Source organism: Providencia rustigianii DSM 4541, from assembly GCF_000156395.1.
Lineage (GTDB): Bacteria > Pseudomonadota > Gammaproteobacteria > Enterobacterales > Enterobacteriaceae > Providencia > Providencia rustigianii.
The window spans coordinates 499413-526119 of record NZ_GG703819.1 but is presented as its reverse complement, the minus strand read 5'-3'; the positions used below and the strand labels follow the sequence as shown (position 1 = coordinate 526119).

At 40.9% G+C, this 26707-nt stretch carries 13 protein-coding genes; 10 read left to right on the top strand and 3 right to left on the bottom strand.

Features of this window, described 5'->3' with window-relative positions; translation table 11 throughout:
* The first annotated feature begins 71 nt into the window (after positions 1 to 71).
* Both hrpB and mrcB read left to right on the top strand, forming a co-directional pair.
* Positions 72 to 2531: an ATP-dependent helicase HrpB gene (gene hrpB, locus PROVRUST_RS12275; RefSeq protein ID WP_006815155.1), complete on the top strand. Its 2460-nt coding sequence runs from the start codon at positions 72 to 74 to the stop codon at positions 2529 to 2531.
* A 193-nt stretch (positions 2532 to 2724) separates the two neighbouring features.
* Positions 2725 to 5253, top strand: coding sequence for a bifunctional glycosyl transferase/transpeptidase (mrcB, locus tag PROVRUST_RS12270; RefSeq protein WP_006815154.1), 2529 nt, complete (start codon positions 2725 to 2727; stop codon positions 5251 to 5253).
* Between the two features lie 338 nt (positions 5254 to 5591).
* On the opposite strand, the gene hemL is transcribed toward mrcB, so the two are convergent.
* Positions 5592 to 6881, bottom strand: coding sequence for a glutamate-1-semialdehyde 2,1-aminomutase (gene hemL / locus PROVRUST_RS12265; RefSeq protein WP_006815153.1), 1290 nt, complete (start codon positions 6879 to 6881; stop codon positions 5592 to 5594).
* Positions 6882 to 7100: 219 nt separating this feature from the next.
* On the opposite strand from hemL, the gene erpA reads away from it, so the two are divergent.
* Positions 7101 to 7445: an iron-sulfur cluster insertion protein ErpA gene (erpA, locus tag PROVRUST_RS12260; RefSeq protein WP_006659315.1), complete on the top strand. Its 345-nt coding sequence runs from the start codon at positions 7101 to 7103 to the stop codon at positions 7443 to 7445.
* A gap of 365 nt (positions 7446 to 7810) precedes the next feature.
* On the opposite strand, the gene btuF is transcribed toward erpA, so the two are convergent.
* Positions 7811 to 8650: a vitamin B12 ABC transporter substrate-binding protein BtuF gene (btuF, locus tag PROVRUST_RS12255; protein WP_455566566.1), complete on the bottom strand. Its 840-nt coding sequence runs from the start codon at positions 8648 to 8650 to the stop codon at positions 7811 to 7813.
* A gap of 75 nt (positions 8651 to 8725) precedes the next feature.
* On the bottom strand, positions 8726 to 9418 hold the full coding sequence (mtnN, locus tag PROVRUST_RS12250; protein WP_039855446.1) for a 5'-methylthioadenosine/S-adenosylhomocysteine nucleosidase: 693 nt from the start codon (positions 9416 to 9418) through the stop codon (positions 8726 to 8728).
* A 187-nt stretch (positions 9419 to 9605) separates the two neighbouring features.
* On the opposite strand from mtnN, the gene dgt reads away from it, so the two are divergent.
* The 7 genes from dgt to PROVRUST_RS12215 all read left to right on the top strand — a co-directional run bounded on the left by dgt (position 9606) and on the right by PROVRUST_RS12215 (position 26369).
* Positions 9606 to 11129 carry a dGTPase gene (gene dgt / locus PROVRUST_RS12245; protein WP_006815150.1) on the top strand — a complete coding sequence of 508 codons (1524 nt, stop codon included), beginning with the start codon at positions 9606 to 9608 and terminating at the stop codon, positions 11127 to 11129.
* 191 nt (positions 11130 to 11320) lie between these two features.
* Entirely contained in the window at positions 11321 to 12652 is a 1332-nt protein-coding gene (gene rlmD, locus PROVRUST_RS12240; RefSeq protein WP_039855179.1) for a 23S rRNA (uracil(1939)-C(5))-methyltransferase RlmD, read from the top strand.
* A 16-nt stretch (positions 12653 to 12668) separates the two neighbouring features.
* On the top strand, positions 12669 to 14900 hold the full coding sequence (gene relA, locus PROVRUST_RS12235) for a GTP diphosphokinase (protein ID WP_006815148.1): 2232 nt from the start codon (positions 12669 to 12671) through the stop codon (positions 14898 to 14900).
* 319 nt (positions 14901 to 15219) lie between these two features.
* Positions 15220 to 16014, top strand: a complete 795-nt coding sequence (gene mazG / locus PROVRUST_RS12230) for a nucleoside triphosphate pyrophosphohydrolase (protein ID WP_006815146.1) — start codon at positions 15220 to 15222, stop codon at positions 16012 to 16014.
* 333 nt (positions 16015 to 16347) lie between these two features.
* Positions 16348 to 17985, top strand: coding sequence for a glutamine hydrolyzing CTP synthase (gene pyrG, locus PROVRUST_RS12225; protein WP_006815145.1), 1638 nt, complete (start codon positions 16348 to 16350; stop codon positions 17983 to 17985).
* A gap of 64 nt (positions 17986 to 18049) precedes the next feature.
* Complete coding sequence (eno, locus tag PROVRUST_RS12220; protein ID WP_006815144.1) at positions 18050 to 19351, top strand: phosphopyruvate hydratase; 1302 nt, start codon at positions 18050 to 18052, stop codon at positions 19349 to 19351.
* A 208-nt stretch (positions 19352 to 19559) separates the two neighbouring features.
* Entirely contained in the window at positions 19560 to 26369 is a 6810-nt protein-coding gene (locus tag PROVRUST_RS12215) for a TcdA/TcdB pore-forming domain-containing protein (protein WP_006815143.1), read from the top strand.
* The last annotated feature ends 338 nt before the right edge of the window (positions 26370 to 26707 follow it).

Genomic DNA, 26707 nt, shown 5'->3' with positions numbered 1-26707 from the left:
TAATACGCATTATTTGTTAATGCTACAATGGTTAACTTTAAAAGTTAAATATCCACGGAGTGATCCCTTTAGTGCTACCAATCTTAGAAGTAAGTGATGACTTACTTTCAGCGTTAGCTGAAGCCCCCCAAGTTTTACTGCATGCGCCAACTGGTGCAGGTAAATCAACGGTATTACCTCTGGAGATTCTAAACAGCGGAATAATCCAAGGGCGTATTATTATGCTCGAACCCAGACGTATTGCGGCACGTACTGTTGCGACTCGTTTGGCTCAGCAGTTAGGGGAGCAAGTTGGCGAAACGATTGGTCTGCGTATGCGTTCAGAAAGCAAAGTGAGCAAACAGACACGCTTAGAAGTCGTGACTGAGGGGGTGCTAACGCGTTTGCTTCAAAATGACCCCATGCTTGAAGGGATTGGTCTGGTTATTTTGGATGAGTTTCATGAGCGTAATCTGCAAGCAGATTTGGGGCTCGCACTATTGCTCGACGCTCAGCAGGCATTGAGGGACGACATAAAAATTTTGTTAATGTCAGCAACGTTGGATAACCACGGACTTAATCGATTATTTCCTGATGCCCCGGTCATCCGCTCTGAGGGTCGAGCTTTTCCGGTACAACGTGAATATAAGCCAATCAGCCCGAATAAGCCGTTTCATCAGGAAGTTGCTAGCGCAGTTTGGCAATTAATGCAGCAGCAAAGTGGCTCGCTATTACTCTTTTTGCCTGGAGTAGGGGAAATAGAAAGGACGCGTACGGAGCTGGCAAGGTTAGTGAGTGAGGACATACTTTTATGTCCGCTATACGGCGCTTTATCTATTCAAGCTCAACAGCAAGCTATCTTACCTGCGCCGGAGGGGAAACGTAAAATTGTACTCGCGACTAATATTGCGGAAACCAGTTTAACTATCGAAGGTATACGCTTGGTCGTGGACAGTGGTTTTGAGCGTGTAGGCCAATTTAACCCACGTTCGGGGCTAACTAAACTAGTAAAAAAGCGGATAAGCCAAGCTTCCATGACTCAGCGTGCCGGACGTGCTGGACGCTTAGAAGCCGGTGTTTGTTGGCACTTATTTAGTTCAGAACAAGCGGAGCGTGCGGCTCAATTCAGTGATGCAGAAATCAATAATAGTGATTTAAGTGGGTTATGGCTGGCATTACTGCAATGGGGATGCCATGAGGTTTCTCAATTACAGTGGTTAGATATACCGCCAGAAGCCTCTCTGTCCGCAGCTAAAAGTTTACTATTTAAACTGGGTGTGACCGATTTACACGGTAAATTAACGCCTATGGGCGTTAAGATGGTGGGAACGGGCAGTTCTGTACGTACCGCCGCTATGCTATATCACGCTCAGCAAACCAATAATAAGCAAGTTATTCAGTTAGCGTCTTTATTAGTGGCGATTATTGAAGAGCCACCACGTGGTGGCGAAACCGATCTTCACTATCATCTCGAGCATCCTACAGAAAGCTGGTGTAAGCGAGCTTCAATTCTGAGTGGGGATAAAGTCACCAGCGCTACAGTTAAAACCTCTGCAATGATTAGTGAGTGGTTACCAACATTATTAGCTGCTGGCTTTCCGGACTTGATTGCAAAGACTCGAGATAACCAAACTCGCTACCAATTAGCGAGTGGGTTAGGCGCATCGTTAAATGAAAATGACCGCCTGATGGGGAACTCATGGTTGATGGTTGCCGCGCTTTGGCAGTCTGAATCCTCGGCAGATGCACGGATTTCATTAGCCTATCCCATTGAGATTGACAAATTACAGCAGGATTGCCCCCAACTATTTAGTACCCAAGAAACCGTTGAATGGGATGAGCAGCGAGGCAGTTTATTGGCATGGCGTCGCTTGCAGTGTGGGCAATTGGTTGTGAAATCCCAGAGATTAACCAATCCTGACCAACAGGAAATTAAAAATGCGTTGGTTCACTGGTTACAGCAAAATGGTCTACAACAGCTAAATTGGCAAGAAAATGCACTTCAATTACGCATTCGTTGTCAGTTAGCTAAGCGCTATTTTCCTGATATCACGTTGCCTGCGATGGATGATGATACTTTACTCGAAACATTAGATGAGTGGCTGGCACCTTACCTTGATAAAGTCACTAATAAGAAAAAATTACTCGAAATTGATTTAATGACTCTATTACTAAACCGATTTGATTGGCAGCAGAGGCAGTGGTTAGAAAGTCAGTTTCCTGTCACATATCATGCTCCATCTGGTAGTGAGGTAAGTATTCACTATGCACTGGATAAGCCCCCTGTAGTTGAAATTCGTTTACAGGAAATGTTTGGCGAAAAGGGCAATCCAACCATTGCCAATGGAAAAGTGACATTAACCCTATCTTTGCTCTCACCGGCAAGGCGGCCAATTCAAATTACTCAAGATCTTGGCGCATTTTGGCAAGGAAGTTATAAAGAGGTTCAAAAAGAGATGAAAGGGCGTTATCCCAAACATCCTTGGCCAGATGACCCGATAAACGCAGAGCCAACAAGACAAACAAAAAAAGCGATGATGAGTGCGAAATAACCTAATTTTGTGCTCTAATAACGGGCTGCAAAATAGGCAATGGGTAAATAAAGGCGAAGTAAGGAAGTGTAATTAAGCGCTTTCTACAGTGAAATTCTTTGAAATATGAGCCAAAATTAGCCTTGTAGTAGATATCTACATATGTTTAGTTAGATTTTAATGCCTATTTAGGTATAGGTGATATGGAGCGACCATGTCCGGTAAAGATTTAGAACCGATTGGTAGACGTAAAAAACGATCTGCTGAGAAAAACTCATCGTCATCACGCCGCCGTAGAAACCGCGATGATTATGACGATGATTTATATGATGATGAAGATATCGATGACGAATATCTCGATGACGAAGATGAAGAAGAGCAAATGACGACGAAAAGCTCAAAAAAGAATAAAAAACGTAAGAGTAAATGGCGCTGGTTCTGGCTACTTATCAAACTAATGCTGGTGCTTGCTGTGATCCTTGCGGCTTACGGTTTTTATTTAAATCAACAAATTAAAGAACGCCTTGACGGTAAGGTGTGGGATCTCCCAGCGGCAGTTTATGGGCGTATGGTCAATCTTGAACCCGGTATGGATTATAGCCAAGGGGAAATGAGTAACCTGCTCGAAGGAATGCAATACCGTAAAGTCAGCAAAATCACCACGTCAGGTGAGTTTGTGGTGAAAGGCAATACCATTGAAATTTTACGTCGCCCATTTAATTTCCCAGACCAAAAAGAGGGGCAAGTGCTTGCTCGTTTAGTCTTTGACAATGGCATGCTGAGTAAGATTGAAAACATTGAAAGTGGTCGCTCATTTGGATTCTTCCGCTTAGATCCCAAGCTGATCACGATGATGCAATCAGCCAATAATGAGCAACGTTTAGTCTTGCCACTGGCAGATTTCCCAGAGTCTCTGGTGAAAATACTGCTAGAAACCGAAGATAGAAACTTTTATGAGCATGATGGCGTTAGCTTATATTCTATCGGTCGTGCAGTGGTTGCTAACGTCACCGCAGGGCGTTCAGTGCAAGGGGGAAGTACTTTAACCCAGCAGTTAGTGAAAAACTTATTTTTAACTAACGAACGGACACTGAAACGGAAAGCGACTGAAGCCTATATGGCGCTGATACTGGATTATAACTACAGTAAAGAACGCATTCTGGAGCTGTACCTTAACGAAGTTTATTTAGGTCAAAATGGTAATGATGAGATCCGCGGCTTCCCGTTGGCGAGCCTGTACTATTTTGGACGTCCGATTAATGAATTAAGTTTTGACCAGCAAGCACTGTTAGTGGGCATGGTTCAAGGGGCATCGACGTACAATCCATGGACTAAGCCACAAAATGCGATTAAACGTCGTAATATTGTGCTGAAAATCCTCGAAACTCGCGGTGTTATCGACAACGAAATGTATCAAGTTCTGAGTGCTAGACCGCTTGGTGTAAAAAACAAAGAAGGTTTAGTCGCTTCCCAGCCTGCTTTTATGCAGATGGTCAGATTAGAACTGAACGAGAAATTGGGCGATAAAGTTAACGAATTATCGGGAGCTAAAATTTTCACCACTCTCGACCCTGTGGCACAAACTGCGGCAGAAAATGCGGTGGAATCTGGGGTCGCTGATTTGCGTAAGTCACGTAAATTAGATGATATCGAAGGGGCGATGGTGGTGGTTGACCGTATCAATGGTGAGATCCGCGCCATGGTTGGCGGTTCAGATCCTCAATTCTCAGGTTTTAACCGTGCACTGAATGCTCGCCGTAGTATTGGCTCACTGGCAAAACCGCCGGTTTACCTTGCGGCACTTAGTGAGCCCGATCGTTTCCGTTTAAATACATGGTTATCTGATGAACCGCTGACATTAAAAGTGGGAAATCAAACGTGGAGTCCAAGGAACTATAGCCGTAACTTTAACGGTCGAATGATGCTGGTGGATGCACTAGCAAAATCACAAAATATCCCAACCGTTAACTTAGGGATGGCGATTGGTCTCGATCAAGTGATGAATACCTTTATTCGCTTAGGAGCACCAGCGGGGGCGATGGAGAAAGTCCCAGCGATGCTATTGGGTGCAGTAAACTTAACGCCAGCAGAAGTGGCTCAGGTTTATCAAACCATAGGTGGGGAAGGTAACCGAGCTAAACTGTCCGCGCTGCGTTCTGTGATCGATGGTGAAGGTACTGAACTTTATCAAAGCTACCCATCCGCTGAACGTGCCGTTCCTGCACAAGCCGCTTACCTAACTTTATACGGTATGCAGCAAGTGGTTCAGCAAGGCACTGGGCGTGTATTACTGAATAAATATGGGAAATACAATCTGGCGGGTAAAACTGGGACCACCAACGATCTGCGTGATAGCTGGTATGCGGGAATCGATGGTAAAGAAGTTGCCATTGTTTGGGTTGGACGCGATAACAACGGTCCAACACAATTAACCGGATCAACAGGGGCATTAAGAGTTTATCAACGTTATTTAGATAACCAAGCACCACTGACCCTGCTCAACCGTGCACCGGAAGGCATCACGGATATGCGTGTGATGATGGACGGCCAATTTAGCTGTTCAGACTTTGGTGGTGGCAGAATGTTACCAGTGTGGACTGATGACCCGCAAAGCCTATGCCAAGGTTCAACATCACAAGATCCTGCGTGGAATTTAAATGGGAATAGTGAGGCTCCGCAAGAGGATGGTGCAGCTCCTGACTGGGTGAAGGATATGTTCGGGGATTCTCCGTCATCCCCTTAATTCTCGTCATATTTCACGCTGTGGCTGTGTTGGTTTCACGCAGCCACTTGAGTCACATACTTATGTATGCTCCCCAAGATGTCTTTGTTCACCGCCTTGCCACAACATGAACTATTTAGAGAATTGCATTGTTCATGTTGTGTCTGCGTTGACTTAGTGTCATTGCTGGGGAATGTTATCCCGATAACTCCTCACTTGCCGCCTAGCTACAACGCACGGGATTTTGGAGAATATTGAGTCTGATTGAAAAAGAAAACCAGACCCAAAAATAGATAAAAAATAGGCGCCGTCTTTTGTAGATGGCGCCTATTTTTATGGGTGTTGTTTATTGCGAGGAATTATTCGGCTTTGATTTTTGCCAGTGCAATTTCTGCGGCATCAATGGTGCGTTGAATATCTTCATCGCTATGAGCGATTGACATAAAGCCCGCTTCAAATGCAGATGGTGCCAAGTAAACACCTTGCTCTAACATATAATGGAAGAATTTTTTGAAGCGTTCGACATCGCACTTCATCACGTCTTGGTAGCAAGTGACTTCTTTGGCATCAGTGAAGAATAGACCAAACATACCGCCAACATGGTTGATAACCATTGGAACGCCTTGGTCTTTAGACACCCGCACTAAACCACGAGCCAGTTTATCAGTGAGTTCGGTTAAGCGAGAATGAACGCCCGGTTGAGAAACTTCATTTAGACAGGCTAAACCAGCAGCCATGGCGACTGGGTTACCGGATAAAGTCCCCGCTTGGTAAACAGGACCAATGGGGGCTAATTTTTCCATCACTTCGTAGCGACCACCAAATGCACCGACTGGCATACCGCCACCGATAATCTTACCTAAGCAAGTCAAGTCAGGTTGCACATCGTAATAATCTTGTGCGCCACCTAATGCAACACGAAAGCCTGTCATCACTTCATCGATGATCAGAAGGGCATTAAATTCGTCACACAGTGTGCGTAGGCCCGGCAAAAATTCAGCAGTTGGTGGCACGCAGTTCATATTGCCAGCAACCGGTTCAACAATCACACAAGCGACTTCTTCAGGATAGTTTTCGAATGCTTGGCGAACAGACGCTAAATCGTTATAAGTGCAAGTTAATGTGTGTTTAACAAAATCTTCAGGTACGCCCGGAGAGTTTGGTTCGCCCATGGTAAGTGCGCCAGAACCCGCTTTGACTAATAAGCAGTCGGCATGGCCATGATAGCAACCTTCAAATTTGATAATTTTATCGCGACCGGTGTAGCCACGAGCAAGGCGGATAGCACTCATGGTTGCTTCAGTACCGGAGTTAACCATGCGTATCATATCGATAGATGGGACAAGCTCACACACCAGTTTTGCCATTTCAACTTCAGCAGCAGTTGGTGCACCAAAGCTTAAGCCTTTATTGACAGCTTTGATAACTGCATCACGGATAGCGGGGTGATTGTGACCGAGTACCATTGGACCCCATGAGCCAACGTAATCAATGTAAGCTTTACCATCAACGTCAAAAATATAAGCACCGTCAGCGCGTTCGATAAATAACGGGGTGCCGCCAACACCATTAAATGCGCGAACAGGCGAGTTAACACCGCCTGGGATCAGCTGTTGAGCTTCATTATATAATTCTTCGGAATGGTGCATCGCAGGGCTCCTGAAAGAGGATAAATAAAAAGTTGGCACCATTCTAAAGCACAGAGGCAATTAAACCAATGCCATCAATCACAATGATGAATAGCAACTCTGTGCTCAATTGCATAACAACACTTGAACCAATGACTCAGGTGACGGATAATTGGAAAATTGATCTAAGTGGGCTTTAGCTTACCTATGAATTTACCGGTCACCGGTCTGGAGTAAAAAATGAGTGATGATGCAGCTCTGCCTCTACAGTTTACTGATGCGGCAGCAATAAAAGTTAAAGATCTGGTTGCAGATGAAAACAACCCAAACCTGCGTCTGCGTGTCTATATTACAGGCGGTGGTTGCAGTGGTTTCCAATATGGTTTCACCTTTGATGATCAAATCAACGAAGGGGATATGACGATTGAGAAACAAGGTGTGGCGCTGGTTGTTGATCCAATGAGCCTGCAATATTTAGTGGGTGGTAGTGTGGATTATACTGAAGGGCTGGAAGGGTCGCGGTTTATTGTGACGAATCCGAATGCTAAGTCTACGTGTGGATGCGGGTCTTCTTTCAGCGTGTGATTTTCGTCATATTTTGCGCTGTGGCGTTGTTGGCTTCATTCGGCTACTCGGGTCACATACTTATGTATGCTCCCCGAGATATCCTCAATTGCCGCCTAGCCACAGCACAAACTATTTAGAAAACTTTTTTTCGTCATATTTCAAGTTGTGACTGTGTTGGCTTCATTCGGCTACTCGGGTCACATACTTATGTATGCTCCCCGATATATCCTCAATTGCCGCCTAGCCACAGCACAAACTATTTAGAAAACTTTTTTTCGTCATATTTCAATCGAAAAAAGTGAGTTGAATTCCCTTGTTGTCCTACCGTCTTAACTCAGTTCAAAAAATTCTTTTCTGTGAAGCTTGATTCTAAATCTTTATTTTCAATTCGGTAGCGCATTTAGTTGGTTGCACAGTTGCTCGGTGGCATTGATGATGCGCGGGCCGGCGCGGTGAAACCAATCCTCATTTAAGAGGATGATAGGGACGTTTAGCTGAGAGTGCCAGAATGCTTTTACAGCTTTTTCTTGCTCTTCAGAACCTGTCATGACGATAGCATCGGGTTTGCGGGTGAGTACTTGCTCACGGCTTACTTGGGGCCACGGCACTGCGCTATCTTCAAAAATATTCTGGGCGCCGCAGACCTTGAGCACATCATTTTGCAACGTATGATTTCCAGCGCTGAATAAAGGCTGTGTACCTAATTGAATAAATAGTTGCCTAGGTTTCTTATTATTAGCTAATTTATCTTTTTGCGCTTGTAATGTTGCTTGCATCTGAGCAATATTTCTTTCCGCGATCTCAGGGTGAGGGCTGTATTGCGATAATTCTGCTAAAGCAGAAATAACGCCATCAACAGTTTGTGGGTCAAAATAGACAATGGGAATACCGAGAGCTGCCAATTGATCCAACGGGCGCTGAGGATTTCCACCTCGCCATGCCAGAATCAAATCTGGTTTTAGGGCGATAATTCGTTCAACATTTAAACCCTGCCAATTAGAAACTTGTTCTAGCTTTTTTGCTGCGTTGGGGTAGTCGGAATAAGCGCTGACAGCAATTAAGTTCTCACCTAGCCCCGCAGCGTAAGCCAGTTCAGTATTCGCAGGAGAAAGCGAAATTACCCGTGATTTTTGTGCCGCAACTGCTGGGATGGCAATGCAAGCGAGCAGCAATAAGCTAAAGAGTGACTGAATGAGGTGTTTGATTGAAAGGGTTATCATCATAAATTCACTGAGTAGAGCGCAGAAATAAGGCATAAGTGAAACATACTTATGCCTGATAAATAAGGCGAATATACCTTAAGCGAGTTCAGCTAAAATGGCAGCGATCATCAATGATGATTGACGAGCGGCAACCGGTAAAAACTCATCAAAACTGGTATGGGACTCTTTATCGGCTACATCTGAAATTGCGCGCACGACTACGAAAGGTACGCCAAATTGGTAGCAAACATGGCCTACAGCTGCGGCTTCCATCTCTACGGCTGCGACTTGTGGGAAGTTTGCTTTAATGCGAGCTAAAGGCTCCGCGCCGTTGATAAAGGCATCGCCGCTACAAACCAGACCGCGAACAGCGTTCATACCCAGCGTATTGACGCATTTTTCTGTCACTTCAATCAGCTTAGGGTCAGCAATAAAAGCCGCAGGGCACTGCGCCATTTGACCCGGCTCATAACCAAATGCCGTCACATCGGCATCATGGTAACGAACTTCGGTAGAAACGACGATATCACCGACATTTAGGCGAGGATCTAAACCACCGGCAGAACCTGTGTTGAAAACCACATCAGGTTTGCAATGTTCTAATAGCAAGGTTGTGCCGATTGCAGCAGCCACTTTACCAATGCCGGATTTCAGAAGCGCAACATCAACCCCATTAATTTTACCCGTATAGATTTCGCAACCTGCACGGCTGAATGTTTGGCAGCCTTCGATTTGGGCGCGCAAAAGTGCAACTTCTTGTTCCATCGCGCCAATAATACCCACTTTAATCATTCTTCAGTTCCTCGTTTGCTACCTAGCTATAACACGAATTATTTAGGGTAAATATGCGCCATCGTGCTATAAACAACGTTTAAAAAGATGCGCGAAGTGTACCATTGAAAGGGGCTTTGTGGGGTATTTTTCCTGAGTTTTGCTTCTATACTTAGCAGTAAGTCTATATAGGGAAGGGATTTGCGTGAGAGAGATTAATTTTCTAAAAAAACTGAGTTTTCAACGTAACTACATTAGTGCTAAAGGTCAGAAAGTCTCTCCGCTGGATGAAGACGCGGTAAATCGTTTATTTGAAAGCGACCGTGGACGAATTATTAACTCTGCTGCTATCCGTCGTTTGCAACAAAAAACGCAAGTTTTTCCTCTAGAACAAAACTCCGCAGTTCGTAGCAGATTAACTCACTCCCTCGAAGTTCAACAAGTAGGGCGTTATATTAGCAAAACGGTACTTGGCGAATTAAAAAAGAAAAAATTGCTTGATGAATATGGGCTAACGGATCGTTGTGATGCATTTGAAAGCCTTGTCGAAATGTCGTGCTTAATGCACGATATTGGTAATCCTCCATTTGGGCACTTTGGCGAGGCAGCCATTCAGCGTTGGTTTAGCAAATTACTTGCGCCAGACTATATTTTCTCCCCAGAGGCTCCAGATCCTTGCCGCATCAAAGCATTACAACTGACCGGTAATGAAAAACAAGACTTGTTTCGTCGTCAACTCAAGCGTGACTTATGCTCATTCGAAGGGAATGCTCAAGGGTTACGAATGGCGCATCGTTTGCTCAAACTCAATCTGACTTATGCGCAAATCGGTTCGATTTTAAAATATACCCGCGGGGCTTACGACCTAGACCCTATTCCTGCAGAATTTGACTATTTAATGAAAAAACCGGGTTATTACTGGTCTGAAGCCGATTTTGTGAGTGAGTTGAGTAAAAAACTCGATATGGATCCTTATTGCCGTTTTCCTCTCACCTACATCATGGAAGCCGCCGATGATATTTCCTACTGCATTGCTGATCTCGATGATGCCGCAGAAAAAGGTATTTTTACGGTTGAGCAATTGATCGATTATTTAAACGTCGAGTGGGGGGAGGTTAAGCCGGGTGACTTGTTCGACCAAACCATTATGCGGGCGTTTAACAATATCAGCGATAACCACACAAGGCGTATCCAGCAAGATCAGTTTTTTATGTATCTGCGCGTGAATATCACAGGAAAATTAGCGCATTACAGCGCTCAGCGTTTTATCCAAAATCTGCCAGAAATTTATCACGGTAGCTTTAATAGCGCTTTGTTAGAGGATAAAAGCCAAGAACATCGGTTACTCAAAGTATTGAAAATGGTGGCATTTAAACATGTGTTTAACCATCATGAAGTTGAAGAATTAGAGCTTCAGGGATATCGAATTATTAGCGGTTTATTGGATGTGTATAGCCCATTATTGATGATGGATCGCGATGATTTTGCCTCTTTAGTAGAGCAGAATTACCACAAACATTTTTTTATTGAAACGAGACTGTTTCATAAATTGTCAAATAAGCATCGCTTGTCTTACAACGAGGCATTAGAAAAAATTTCTGCTACAAATGATGCGGATAGATCGATTTTAGAATTCTATTACCGCGCGAGATTAATTCAGGATTACATTAGCGGAATGACAGATCACTATGCCTATGAAGAATATAGAAAATTCATGGTAACTAATTAGAAATTTGCTCAAAAAGAGTATTAATAGGCAGACAAAAAAGCTAAGTGACCACCGCATTTGATAAAAAAATGCTATTATAGCTCGCCAATTTTGGAACAAATTATCTGAAATCGTGCGTTGCTTACAGCGCCATTTTTAACTGTGATTACGGGTTCAGATAGAATTAATTTAACACCACTTAGTGACTACTTATGGCCCAATTTTACTCGCCAAATCGCCGTACTACCCAACGCCGTCAGATGACGGTTGTCGTTGATAGCTTAGATGCCGCTGGGCAAGGTGTTGCTCGCCTAGATGGAAAGGCGGTCTTTATTGCAGGGCTGTTGCCTGGTGAAGAGGCTCAAATCGAGATTACTGAAGATAAACGCCATTTTGCAAAAGCGAAAGTAATTAAACGCCTAAGTAGTAGCCCTCAAAGAGTCAAACCTAGTTGCCGTTATTTCAACCAATGTGGCGGCTGTCAGCAGCAACATATTGACATTGCCTTGCAAAGAGAAAGCAAAGCCCAGTCTCTTCAACATCTAATGAGGCGAGAAACGGGTGTTACGAAGCCAGCCACTCCCGTGATCAGTGGTGAGGAATATGGCTATCGCCGTCGCGCGCGTTTAGGTCTGCAATACCAAAATAAATCACGGCATTTGGTGATGGGGTTTCGTCAAATTCAATCTAATACACTGGTCGATATTAAAAGTTGCCCGGTGCTATACACTGAACTAGATGCGCTACTTGCACCGCTTTCTGAGTGTTTAAATTCATTATCGATAGCCGCCAAATTAGGGCACGTTGAGCTTATTCATGCAGATAACGGTAACGTTATACTGCTACGCCACTTAGTCCCCGTTAACGTTTCAGATAGAAACCGTTTGCTAGAATTTGCTCAGAAACATCAAGTAAACATTTGGTTGGCGGGGGATGAAGGCGAATTACAGCCTCTTGAGCCATCAACACGGTTGCCAGAATATCAAGTTGCTGATGAATCATTGCAGTTTAATCCCTTGAATTTTATTCAGGTGAATGGGGAAATTAATCAGCAAATGGTGGCGCAAGCCATAGCATGGTTGGATATAAGCCCTGAAGATAGAGTATTGGATCTTTTCTGTGGTATGGGTAATTTTACGTTACCTATTGCGCGGATAGCAAAATCTGTCGTTGGTGTTGAGGGTGTTGAAAATTTAGTCAGTCAGGCCAGAAGTAATGCACAGCTCAACTCAATTAATAATGCATCATTCTATAATGCTAATTTGGAAGAACAAATCCATACTCAACCATGGGCGCAGCAAGGTTTCAATAAAGTATTGCTAGACCCTGCTAGAGCAGGCGCTGCAGGAGTAATGGAACATTTAACTAAACTGATGCCAGAAAAAATTGTCTATGTTTCTTGTAATCCAACAACATTAGCAAGAGACAGTAAAGTATTACTTGAAGGCGGGTATCAGTTACATCAGTTGCGGATGTTGGATATGTTTCCGCATACAAGTCATCTGGAATCAATGGCGCTATTCATTCGTAGCCCAGAGGGTTAACAGGTAGGGAGAATATATGGTTGCAGTAAGAAGTGCGCATTTAACCCCAGCAGGTGAATTTGACCCCGAAAAATGGGTCACTGGCTTGGGTTTGAATAATAAACAATCAGAAGAAAAACTCATCCATACCTGGCAGTATTGTCACGATAAATTATTGGGGCAAGAAATCGGTCCTCTGCTGCTATGGCGCGGCATTGAAATGACGGAAATCTTATCCACACTCAGTATGGATATAGAAAGCCTACAAGCCGCATTACTCTTCTCTCTGGTTGAAGAGGGAAAACTCGACGACCAATCTGTCATCGATGAATTTGGTCAATCCATTCATGCACTAGTTAAAGGTGTGATTGAGATGGATGCCATTCGCGAACTCAAAGCCACTCAATCGAATGAAACCAGCTCAGTACAGGTGGATAATATCCGTCGCATGCTTTTGTCGATGGTGGAAGATTTTCGCTGCGTTGTTATTAAGCTGGCAGAGCGTATCGCGCATTTACGTGAAGTTAAAGATGCCAGTGAAGATGAGCGAGTATTGGCAGCTAAAGAGTGCTCCAATATTTATGCGCCATTAGCCAACCGCTTAGGAATCGGACAATTAAAATGGGAATTGGAAGATTTCTGTTTCCGTTATCTGCATCCCGATGAATACAAAAAAATCGCAAAATTACTCCATGAGCGCCGAATTGATCGCGAAGAATACATTGATAATTTTGTGACCACATTACGTAAGTATATGCTCAAAGAGCAAATTCAAGCGGAAGTGTATGGTCGACCAAAACACATCTATAGCATCTGGCGCAAAATGCAGAAAAAATCATTAGCATTTGGTGAGCTGTATGATGTGCGAGCTGTGCGTATCGTGGTTGAGCGACTACAAGATTGTTATGCTGCGTTAGGGATTGTACATACTCATTACCGTCATTTACCGGATGAGTTTGATGACTATGTGGCGAACCCTAAACCGAATGGCTATCAATCAATTCATACCGTAGTACTGGGGCCAAATGGTAAAACGTTAGAAATCCAAATTCGTACTCGCCAAATGCATGAAGATGCAGAATTAGGTGTGGCGGCGCACTGGAAATATAAAGAAGGCTCAACTGGCGTTGGTAAAGGTAGTAGCTATGAAAACCGTATTGCGTGGCTACGTAAGTTAATCTCATGGCAAGAAGAGATGGCAGATTCTGGCGAAATACTGGATGAAGTTCGTAGCCAAGTATTTGATGACCGAGTTTACGTCTTTACGCCAAAAGGGGACGTTGTCGACTTACCAACGGGTTCCACGCCACTCGATTTTGCTTACCACATTCATAGTGATGTGGGGCATCGTTGTATCGGGGCGAAAATTGGTGGACGGATTGTACCGTTTAGCTATCAATTGCAGATGGGCGATCAAATTGAAATTATCACTCAAAAGCATCCAAACCCGAGTCGCGACTGGTTAAATCCAAACTTGGGTTATGTGACAACCAGCCGCGGCCGCGCAAAAATTCAAAACTGGTTCCGCAAACAAGATCGCGATAAAAATATTCTGGCTGGACGTCAGATTCTGGATAGTGAATTATCCCATCTGGATATCAGCTTGAGAGAAGCCGAAAAATTGTTGATTGCTCGCTACAATGTGCATTCATTGGATGAAGTCTTGGCGGGCATTGGCGGTGGTGATATCCGTATCAACCAGCTAGTTAATTTCTTACAAGCTAAGTTTAATAAAGTCACGGCGGAAGAAGAAGACCGCGCAGCAATGAAAACGCTGGAGAGTAAGTCAGCGTTACCAAGAGCGCCTTCCCATGGTAGTGGGCGTGTGGTCGTCGAAGGTGTGGGTAACTTAATGCACCATATAGCACGTTGTTGCCAGCCAATTCCGGGGGATGAAATCGTCGGGTTTATCACAAAAGGTCGCGGTATCTCTATTCATAGTGCCGATTGTGAACAACTTGCTGAATTGCAAAGCCACGCGCCAGAGCGCGTTATCGATGCTGTTTGGGGGGAAAATTACTCCAGTGGCTACTCGTTAGTTGTCAGAGTGATAGCCAATGACCGTAGTGGCTTACTGCGCGATATCACGACGATTTTAGCGAATGAAAAAGTCAATGTATTAGGGGTGAGTAGCCGCAGCGATGTGAAGCAGCAGCTCGCCACCATCGATATGACCATCGAGTTGTATAACATCGAAGTACTGGGACGAGTTCTGACGAAGTTAAATCAGTTGCCGGATGTTATCGAGGCGAAACGCCATTCTTCCTAATTTTCTTCATATTTCGAGCTGTAGGGGTGTTGGCTGCATTCACTAATCCTAGTCACATACTTATGTATGCTCCTAGGGATTAGTTCAATTGCCGCCTACCTACAACTCGAACTATTTTGAAAATGCATTTCCTTCATATTTTGGCGCGCAGCGTTGTTGGCTGCGCGCGCTCGCCTAGCTGTGCATCCAAACTATTTTGAAAATAATTTTTAATAGTTATTTTAATAAAAATCTGAAGATTTAGCGTATTCAATTTAATTTCGTTAAGGTATAACCCTCATTAAATCATAACTAACTAATTTATTGATAAGGGTTAAATATGCAGCAGGGCAATAAACAAATTGAACGGTTACTCACTATTATGGCGCGTTTGCGTGACCCGCAAAATGGCTGTCCGTGGGATACGCAACAGACGTTTAAGACCATTGCCCCTTATACCCTTGAAGAAACCTATGAAGTGCTCGATGCCATTGAGCGTGAAGACTTTACTGATTTAAAAGGTGAGTTGGGGGATTTGCTGTTTCAAGTGGTTTTTTATGCCCAAATGGCAAAAGAGCAAAACTTGTTTGATTTCGATGAAATTTGCCAAGCAGTGAGCGATAAACTAGAACGCCGCCATCCTCATATCTTTGATGCTAACAACCAACTGAGTAGCAGCGAAGTTATTGCGGGTTGGGAACTGCGTAAAGCAAAAGAACGTGCAGAAAAAGAGCAATATTCCGTATTGGATGATATTCCAAACACTTTACCAGCCTTAATGAAAGCCTACAAAATTCAAAAACGTTGTGCTTCTGTGGGCTTTGATTGGGACACCTTAGGTCCGGTGGCAGATAAAGTTACCGAAGAACTGGCCGAAGTGATGGAGGAGGCTACACAAGTCGTCGTTGATGAGCAGCACCTCGAAGAAGAAATTGGTGATTTACTGTTTGCGACGGTGAATTTATCTCGCCATTTAGGCCATAAGCCAGAAATTGCCTTACAAAAAGCATGCAATAAATTTGAGCGACGTTTTCGTGAAATCGAAAGGCGATTAGCAGAAAGTGGCAAAACGACAGAAACTGCTACACTTGATGAGATGGAAGCCTTGTGGGTTTCTATCAAATCAGATGAATAGTGTTTGTAGGTAGATACAATCGCGGATTGAAATAGTTATTCAAAATCAAACTTAATGCAAAATAGCATTTTTAAAGCTATACATGAAGCTGAAAGGATTTAGCTTTTACTCTATAATGTGTTAATCTTGCAAAACAGGTGAATAGTGCGGTAAAAAGTGACTATTTATCAAACGATAAATATTTTTATTTTTAACTTGCTGATATTATTAAGGTATTGATGAAAACTAACCTTATTACGCTTAGAACATTTGTAGGGAATTTAAGGTTCGGGTATACTGTTTTCCCGTCCTGTTATATCCATCATCTTTTAAACCTAAACGTTCAGGTTCAGCATGAAAACTAACTATATTTTTGTGACCGGCGGGGTCGTATCCTCTCTGGGTAAAGGCATTGCCGCAGCCTCATTGGCGGCTATACTCGAAGCCCGTGGACTCAATGTAACCATTATGAAATTGGATCCCTACATTAACGTAGATCCAGGTACTATGAGCCCAACCCAACACGGGGAAGTTTTCGTTACAGAAGACGGCGCTGAAACTGACTTGGATTTAGGTCATTATGAGCGTTTCATCCGTACTAAAATGACACGTCGCAATAACTTTACGACGGGGCGTGTTTATTCTGAAGTCTTACGCAAAGAGCGCCGTGGCGACTACTTAGGCGCGACTATCCAAGTTATCCCTCATATTACTAACGAAATTAAAGATCGCATCATCCGTGGTGGTGAAGGTCATGACGTCGTATTAGTTGAAATCGGCGGTACTGTTGGTGATATCGAATCTCTGCCATTCCTTGAAGCAATTCGTCAAATGGCGGCAGAAGTAGGTCGTGAGCATACATTGTATATGCACTTAACCTTAGTGCCGTATTTAGCGGCAGCAGGGGAAGTCAAAACCAAGCCTACACAGCACTCAGTCAAAGAATTACTGTCAATTGGCATTCAGCCAGATGTATTAATTTGCCGTTCAGACCGCGTTATTCCAGCGAACGAACGTGCGAAAATTGCACTGTTCTGTAATGTCCCAGAAAAAGCAGTTATTTCTCTGAAAGATGCAGATTCTATTTATAAAATTCCAGGCATGCTGAAAGCACAAGGTTTGGATGAATATATCTGTAGCCGCTTCCGTTTAGAATGCAAAGAAGCTGATTTGTCTGAGTGGGAACAAGTTATTTACGAAGAAGCCAATCCAGCGGGTGAAGTCACCATCGGTATGGTCGGTAAATATGTTGAATTACCAGATGCTTATAAATCGGTAATTGAAGCGCTGAAACATGCGGGCTTGAAAAATCGCTTAACCGTCAATATTAAATTGATTGATTCTCAAGATGTTGAAACCCGTGGGGTGGACTTACTGAAAGGTCTGGATGCTATTTTAGTTCCGGGTGGTTTCGGTTCTCGCGGTATTGAAGGGAAAATTCTAACTGCACAATATGCACGTGAGAACAAAATCCCATACTTAGGTATTTGCCTAGGCATGCAAGTTGCTCTGATTGAGTTTGCGCGTAATGTTGCGCATATGGAAGATGCTAACTCCACTGAATTCAAAGCAGATTGTAAATATCCAGTCGTTGCGCTAATTACAGAATGGCGTGATGAAGATGGCAATCTTGAAGTTCGTTCTGAAGAGAGCGATCTTGGTGGAACCATGCGTGTTGGCGGTCAACCATGTCATTTGACAGAGGGCAGCCTTGTTCATGGTATGTATGGCGTAGATACTATTATCGAACGCCATCGTCACCGTTATGAAGTGAATAATATGATGCTGAAACGCATCGAAGATGCTGGTCTGAATATTGCAGGCCGCTCTGTGGACAATAAACTGGTTGAGATTATCGAAAATCCAAACCATCCATGGTTTGTGGCTTGCCAGTTCCACCCTGAATTCACATCTACCCCAAGAGATGGTCATCCGTTGTTTGCAGGTTTTGTTAAAGCCGCTGGTAAGTACCAGAAAGGTGAGTTGAAATAAGATACGGGGAAGTCGGCATTTTTAGCTAACTTCCCGAAATTTAACTTGTACTGAGGAAAACCTAATGTCCAAAATTGTTAAAGTGATCGGTCGTGAAATCATTGACTCTCGTGGTAACCCAACTGTTGAAGCTGAAGTACATTTAGAAGGTGGTTTTGTTGGTTTAGCTGCAGCTCCATCAGGTGCATCTACAGGTTCTCGTGAAGCACTGGAACTGCGTGATGGTGATAAATCACGTTTTCTGGGTAAAGGTGTTCTGAAAGCTGTTGCAGCTGTAAACGGTCCAATCGCTCAAGCACTTATCGGTAAAGATGCTAAAGATCAAGCAAATATCGATAAAATCATGATTGACCTGGATGGTACAGAAAACAAATCTAAATTTGGTGCAAACGCAATTCTGGCTGTTTCTTTAGCAAACGCAAAAGCGGCAGCTGCGGCAAAAGGTATGCCTCTGTATGAGCATATTTCTGATCTGAACGGTACTCACGGTCAATATTCTATGCCTCTGCCAATGATGAACATCATCAATGGTGGTGAGCACGCAGATAACAACGTTGATATCCAAGAATTCATGATTCAACCTGTTGGCGCATCGACTCTGAAAGAAGCGGTTCGTATGGGTTCTGAAATCTTCCATCATTTAGCAAAAGTGCTGAAATCTAAAGGCATGAACACTGCCGTTGGTGATGAAGGTGGTTATGCTCCAAACTTAGAATCTAACGCTGCTGCACTGGCTGCTATCAAAGAAGCTGTTGAACAAGCAGGTTATGTTTTAGGTAAAGACGTTACTCTTGCTATGGACTGTGCAGCATCTGAGTTCTACAACAACGAAACAGGTAACTATGAACTGAAAGGCGAAGGCAAAACCTTCACTTCACAAGAGTTCACTCATTACCTAGAAGAGCTGACTAAACAGTACCCAATCGTTTCTATTGAAGATGGTTTAAATGAATCTGACTGGGATGGCTTCGCATACCAAACTAAAGTTCTTGGTGACAAAATCCAACTGGTTGGTGACGACCTGTTTGTAACCAACACTAAGATCTTAAAAGAAGGTATTGATAAAGGCATCGCTAACTCAATTCTGATCAAATTCAACCAAATTGGTTCTCTGACTGAAACGTTAGCTGCGATTAAAATGGCGAAAGATGCTGGCTATACAGCGGTAATCTCTCACCGTTCAGGTGAAACTGAAGATGCAACAATTGCTGATTTAGCAGTTGGTACTGCAGCAGGTCAAATCAAAACAGGTTCTATGAGCCGTTCTGACCGTGTTGCTAAGTACAACCAATTGATCCGCATTGAAGAAGCGTTAGGTAAAAATGCGCCATTCAATGGTCTGAAAGAAGTGAAAGGCCAAGCATAATTTTTAATTTGCTTTAGTCTAATAAACGGGAAGAGAAATCTTCCCGTTTTTTTTTGCATCTAAAATGCTTTTCGAATTATTTAATAAGTATAAAAAATCCAGATTAAGTATATTTAAATATTTTTATTTTTTATGTTACTAATATTAATGACATTTAAAAATTTAATGTCGTTGATAATTAATATGAATATTAAATAAGGATATTATTATGGGAAAGGACAGTCATGATTCATTATTTTCAACAACGAAAATAATAGAGCAGCGAGCGAAAGGAAGTACAACATTAAATAGATTGGTAACAGAAATAAAAACAGAATATAAAAATAATGGAGGATGGAGTGAATCAATAATTAATAAGAAAAAAGCATTAGAAAGTAAAATTACAAGTATTGCCTATTTTCACTACAGCGGTAATCGACCTGATGGTATTGTAGGTTTAACCATTGATGAACAGAAAATATTTTTAAGTGAGTTTAAAAAATTACTTACCGATAAACCAAGTGTTGAAGTTAGAGTCCAAGGTAAAAATGATGATTATTTTTCTAGCTTAGCTGACCATGATTTATTAGATGGTACTTCCTATCGATTTTTACCTAAAGATTATAAAGAACGATATAATAATCATTCAATGCTCATGTCTCGCTTAACAATAAATGTTAAAAAAGAAAATTTTATTTCTTTATCACAAGCATTAATGAAATTGTATGAACATGATCCAAATAAGCGGGTTATGCAGTCAAAAATTATGGGCCCTAAAAACTTAGGAAAATTAACTGATCAAGCGGTTATTTATTTTTCTAATGCAAATTTACAAGATGCGATTGAAGTTAGCCAACAACTGAGAGAATTAATGCCAGAAGATGCTTTTCTTGAGCATGTGCCAATAGGAATGTACCGGGTAGATAAAGGTATTTCTTATTCAGAAACCCTGAAAGGGCAGTCTAGTAGCCACGGAGAGGCTCGTGCGGAGATAATTGCTAAGGCTGTGACTGAATCATTATTAACAGAAAAACCAGTCGATAAATGCCTTGAGGCTCAGCTTAGAATTTATGGTTATGATGTTGAGCATCCTGCATTGCTCGCTCAATCTGTTCGAGAGGCTTACATTGATACTAGTTTAGCTGGCGGTGGGCATCCATCTGAACGTTTACCGAGTAAAAACATAGAAATATTTAAGCAAGATCCTGTTAGCTTCTCCCAGCAATATATTATTAATACGAAAGAGCTCAATGCAATTTTACAGGCTCCAAATGAAGGAAAGGTTATATTCACAAAAGGAAATAGTAATAACTATGTAGTGGAATTTATTGATGACAGTTATGGAGAGGATCAACCATCTTCTATTGAAAGCTATTTTTTAGAGTCAAAAATTAGAAATAAAGAAAGTAAGCAAGTCGAGTATATTGATATTCTAATTAAGTACCCAGATAAAAAATTTTTATTTACAGGATTATTACTTGGCGATTCTGTTGTTGTAACGGAACTTAATTCTGAAACATATCGTGTTTATCGTGATAATAGGCCTGACGCGTCATTGCTATACGATAATGTTGTTATGGCGGTAGATGAGCGAGACTATAATAATAGGGAAAATAATACAACAAAAGCTAGTTTATTTATGCATTATGAAAATGAAAAATGGAATTTAATTTTACAACCTCAAAAAGGAAAGTATTTTGCGATTACTGAAAGTAATGTTGTACAAGTACAACTACCGGGTGATTACTTACTTCCACTCAAACAGCAACGATTTGATATTTATCGGAATAAAATTCATCAAGACTTAAAAGTTGCAGCTAAAAAATTCAATATTACATTTAGTGATATTCCAAATGATGAAGATTTATTTGAAACTCCATCAGAGCAAAATACCTCAGTAAAAACGTGGTTAGATATCGGAGATGAAATTAAACGAAAACTGGATCATCAAATTACAGCTCTTAATCAATCTCGTGAAAAGTTAGAAATTGAATTCTCTCAAACAATAGATAGTGAAAAAAGAACAATATTAAAAAATATGATTGAGATGAATAAAACTATTATTTCATTAAATAAAAAACAATATAGTGAACTATTTCATGATTTGCGTGAAGTAGAATATGGATGGTTATGGCAGAGTGTGAAAGCTAAAAAAGGAATGAATGCTGTCATTAAAATTAATGACTATGATACGAATATCAGTGTTAATGCAAATTATGATTATCATCTAACAGTCAATGAACGCTACGATAATCTCATCTATTTGCATAAAGTCACACGTAATTTACGCTTTAAAAGTGAGTTTAATCTTGGGGCTAAGCAATATTTGGAGGTCACTGTTCCAGGTGTTGATGAAACGATGTCATCCCAACAATTAAAAAAATTGTATATAACAAGTGAGTATAATGCTAAAGAAAGAGGTGCATTATATCGGCTTATTCAAGAAGTTGGCCATTCAGAATACATATCAAAGGTTCTCACTCAAACGGGTAAATTCAGTGAGTTATTTTCTTCGTTAGGCAGCAAGACGAATCGATTGATACCACAAGACTTTTATTTATCCTTGATGAAGGGAGATTCGAGTGGACGTTGCTATCCCCTAGTTCGAGCAATGTCTGTTGCTTTGGCTCGTAATGGGCAAGCAGGGGCAGATATTCTCATTGATAAATTGTATATTGCAGCTGCTGATCCTGAAAGCCGAGATGCTCTGTTATTGCAATCGTCACTAAAAAATCTTCATTCCAATATCAATGCAGTTGAATCTTCTTTTTCCCATGGTGTGATGGAGCTAAAGCAGATACAAACATTGTTAGAAATGAAAGAGGAAACAAAACTATTTGCTCTGAATAGTAAAAAACATGCAATGCTAATTGGAAAGATTATTGTTGATGGTAAAAGTAGTTATTATTTTTATGATCCTAATTTTGGGTTATTTTCTTTTAAGAATAGTAAACGTTTATTTTCCGCACTAAAAACATTCTTTGTTGATAAAAAAATGGCAGATTACTACTCTTCATTTGAGCGAAATAATAAGCCAGCCTTTGAATTAGTTTTCATTAATACAGATGATATGGAAAGCGTTTCTGTAGGTGACCATTTAACCGTCAAGGATTTAAGTCTATTAGAGCCACTATCCATAAAATCAATTAAAGAGAAAGAAATTGATGCAATTATTTATCAGCAAGATGAAATTATTCATGACACAAAATTAAAAACCACACTGGCTATACTTGATGCCGAGTTATGGGGAGAGAGAATTAATGTTGCATCGATAAATCTATCTTCAGAGTACTCCCTTAATGAAAACTGGATCCCTTTATTTTCTTCAGTCGAAGTAATTGAAAATGATCGTTATAAAATAAAATTTATTAATATAAAAGATACGGAAATAACTCGATGGGTTGAAACATCTGATCACACATTTATGCGATTCCATCGCTATTCAATGGAGCAAATGGGTATATTTGGAAAGTATTATCAATTTGAAGAAAATAAAATACGCTTAAGAAACCATGAGGCAAATTCAATCTCTGTAGATGGACTAAATGCAGGTATTGCTATTCAATCACTTATTCAATGGATTGAGGAAAAAAATCTCGATAAATCATCTGTAAGAAGAAATGCGCCAAATTTATTTCTAGCATTAAAAATTCATAGCTATGTCAACTATACCATGATGGCTCATGGTGCTATGAATGATATGATAAAAATAAATCAGATAATAAAGCTAGGGCTTAATAATGAAAGTAATATCTCTGTAAAAGAAATTAGCTGCTTTTTTTCCTCTTTTGCTAAAACTGCAAATGAAGGGTTAACTGTCATATTTAGTGGCGCGTTAGTTGGTTTTGATATATATGAATTAAGTCATGCAGAAAATGACCCCCAACGTATTATTTTTGGTACTCAACTTGCATTTGACTCGGCGGGACTCACATCGGGCGTTACAGGTATTGGGCTTGGTGCAATGGGCAGTGCGACAGCCGCTGCCGCTTTAGGTAGTGCAAGTGTGATAGTTGCCGGGCTAGGGATTGGTTTTGTTGGTCTAGCCCGTAATTTCGCGATTATAGGGGAAGATGCTAAAGCCGTCGGAAGTTATTTTTATGCTTTAGACCAAGCATATAAAGGCAATGGTTATGATTACCTTGCTGATAAAGAAACATTTATTCCAAAATTTGGGGCTGTATTTAATACGATTGACATTAAAAATAATCAGATTCAATTTGATAGCCAATATATCTATCGTACAACTCCTCATTCAGCCGGTGGTGGTCGTAAAAATTATATCTTTTGGGCGGGCAATTTCCCAACGATGGTAAAAGATAAGCAGCAGGCAATAAATATTCGTCGAGGAATTGGCTATCAGGATGCGGTTCATCAAGTCGATTTTCAAAATGCTAAAGCAGTTATGTTACCCGTAATCCCTAAGTCATATATCAAGTATAGCTACAATTTATGGCCAGGCTGTACTTCCCGTAATGATAGTGGCTTTAATGTTATTCGACGTTTAGAGCAAGCGGATAATTTTGATTATGATTTTTATATTTTCCCAAGTGAAAATACAATCACCCAAATTTTTCATGAGTATGTAAATACGCCAATTGATATTATTTTGGATGAGGAAAATAGGGAACTAGTTGTTCCTCAATTAGCCAAAGAATGGTATGGAAAAATTGAGTATAAACTTAAGGGAAATGGTGGGGAATATAAGCTTAATCTTAATCAGGGTATAAAAGTTGTTCTCATGGATGATATTCAAGCGGATAAACCATCAAAATGGATTATTAATTCCAGCCTATTAGCTGATGATACTATTGAAATTAAAAATAATAATTTAATTATCGGTGGTGTAAAAATAGAGATCGATATTACCTGTAAGCAAGAGAAGATATGGGTGATTAATAAGAAAAGTGAAATAAATGAAATTGATATTTCTTCAGCTCAGATAAATATTGTTAGCGAAAATGAAAATCAGTGGAAAGATTCAACAGAGTCCTTGGATTCTCATCTACAACATTATGCAGATAAGCATCAATTGCATGGGCAATATATTGTTATTGATAATCATCAGTATAATGGTAAAAATGTAGGAAAAGCATTCTATGATGTTACCAATAAACGCTATATTTTCATTGATACTTTAGATGAAAATAAACAACATGCTATTCTAGGGTTTATTTCAAAAAGCGAAGCCTACTTTTATCTCCCTACGCAAAAATCCATCTGGAAAGTGGATATTGCGAGTGGATCTCTTGTCACAGAATACCAATTAAATCATGACATTGATCGTGCTTTTGAAATTATGCAGATATGGGGAGGGGGTGAGGATCTCTATTTTTCATGCCGCTATAATGACTCAAATGAGGTCGCTCATTTCCGACTGGGTCAAGATAATATTGAGATATTGAGCTTAAATGCGGAACATCAGCGATTAATAGAATTGGCTAAAACAGATCCCAAACTGACTCAAAGCACTGTACGAGACATTTTACATGGCTACATGATCAGTGGCGTGAAAAAGGAAAATAACCATACTAATCAAATTGATTCCAGAGCATCGGAGCTGTTGACTCTCTATGGTGTAGATCATAATCAAGTCGAACATCGTTATTGGCTAAGACGCTTAGACAATCTGTTAATAAAGCCCAACCTGTCACCTTCACTGGGTCATGGGGAAATATCGCTAAATCCTAAAATGGTACAGAGTCACTGGTCTATCCCTCATGACCTAGCTCTGATTGGAAATATATTTGACTCTACTGGAAACGAAGTTTTCTATTTCTATAGTGCAAAAAATAAAGAACTCTATCGGCAGGTTGGTCCTGGTCAGAATGTCTTGGATGCAACGAAACCCACAGCATGGTATATGAATATGCCATTTATAGAGAATGTAATTTTCTGGAAAGGTAGTTTATTTGTCGTTAATGTCGATGGTGTTATAGGCCAAATTAATGCCCAAGGTGAATTTCATCCGGTGGGATTGAATGAAAAGTGGTTTACAGAAAATCCTATTTGGTGGAGCAAATTGCAGGATTATTATTGCTGTAAAACGATCGCTTTATTGGGAATTAGGGACTCTTCAGGTCAGCAACTCATACCCGCCTGGTATGACAATGGAAAAATCATTGTTGCGTCTAGTTTATCCACTGAAAATAATCTGCAATTCTTAGGGGTAGATGCTGAAAATATGGGGGGATTGATCTTTGATACAGTGAATAAAAAACTGTATCGGCAATCAGCCATAAGTGAAATAGAATTAAACTCAGCTTTTGGTCAAGATCGGTTGCTTCTTTCCTCGACTGCGCTACCGGAGGCTGTAGATCTTTATCCAAATCTACAATTTAAGAACGTTAAGAACATAGGGCACGGTCTGTTGCTATCTGCTGAAAGTGGTGAAATTTTATATGTCGATATGCTTGAAAAGGAGAATGGAGAAAATCGTTCTCATATTGGTTCTTCGTTGATCATTCGAGGTGGCAAAGAGAATGATACTTTGGTTCCATCGATAATCAAAAATGTTAAACAAATCGTGTTAAATGCTGGTGATGGCCAAGATACGTATTCGATTTCACAAGATACTTGGCAACATTATCAAGCCATCATTATTGATAATAATGCTAATGACTTATTAGTTGATACCTTGATGCTACCGATTGAAAATTTAGATTCGTTGGTGGTTACTCGATATGATGATGACCTATTGGTAATCGATAATGAACAAAATACGGTGCTTATTTTACGCCAAGTTTTTGGTGTAGAAAAACAATCCCATCGGCACTTAAAGCTGCATTTTATCAATCATCCAAATAGCATTTCGATTGAGCAATTTATTGATCGCTATACTTCAGTTAGCGAGATAAAGCCTACGCAATACATTTATAATCATCAAAATATCGAGAGTGATAGTCATATGCGATTAATATCGGAGCACATGGCTGCGCTTGATAGCCGAGATTCATTAACTATGCCAAGAATGGATACCCATCTTGTACCAAATATGATGTTAGGCAACAACGCATCAAACCAAAATTTCACAAGGTAATTCCAAAATTTCACAAGGTAATTCATAAAAATGTAATCCAGCTTGAGTTTCATGGTCAAGCTGGATTGTAGGTCACAAAATCAAAATTGTACTATTTATGATAACTATCAAGTTGTTATATATTTTTAGTGGGAATGATTTATAGAGAAAATAAACGGGCTGTGATTTTATTAACTTATGAATTAAGTGATTAAATAACCTATTTTGTGAATCTATAGATAGATTTTTGATTATTTCACTATAAAACAGGTAAATTGCGGGGCACAGATCGCAATTTTGGACTATCCACATTTTCATCCCATTAAATTAACTCTATATTTTACTCCTTGTAAAAAACC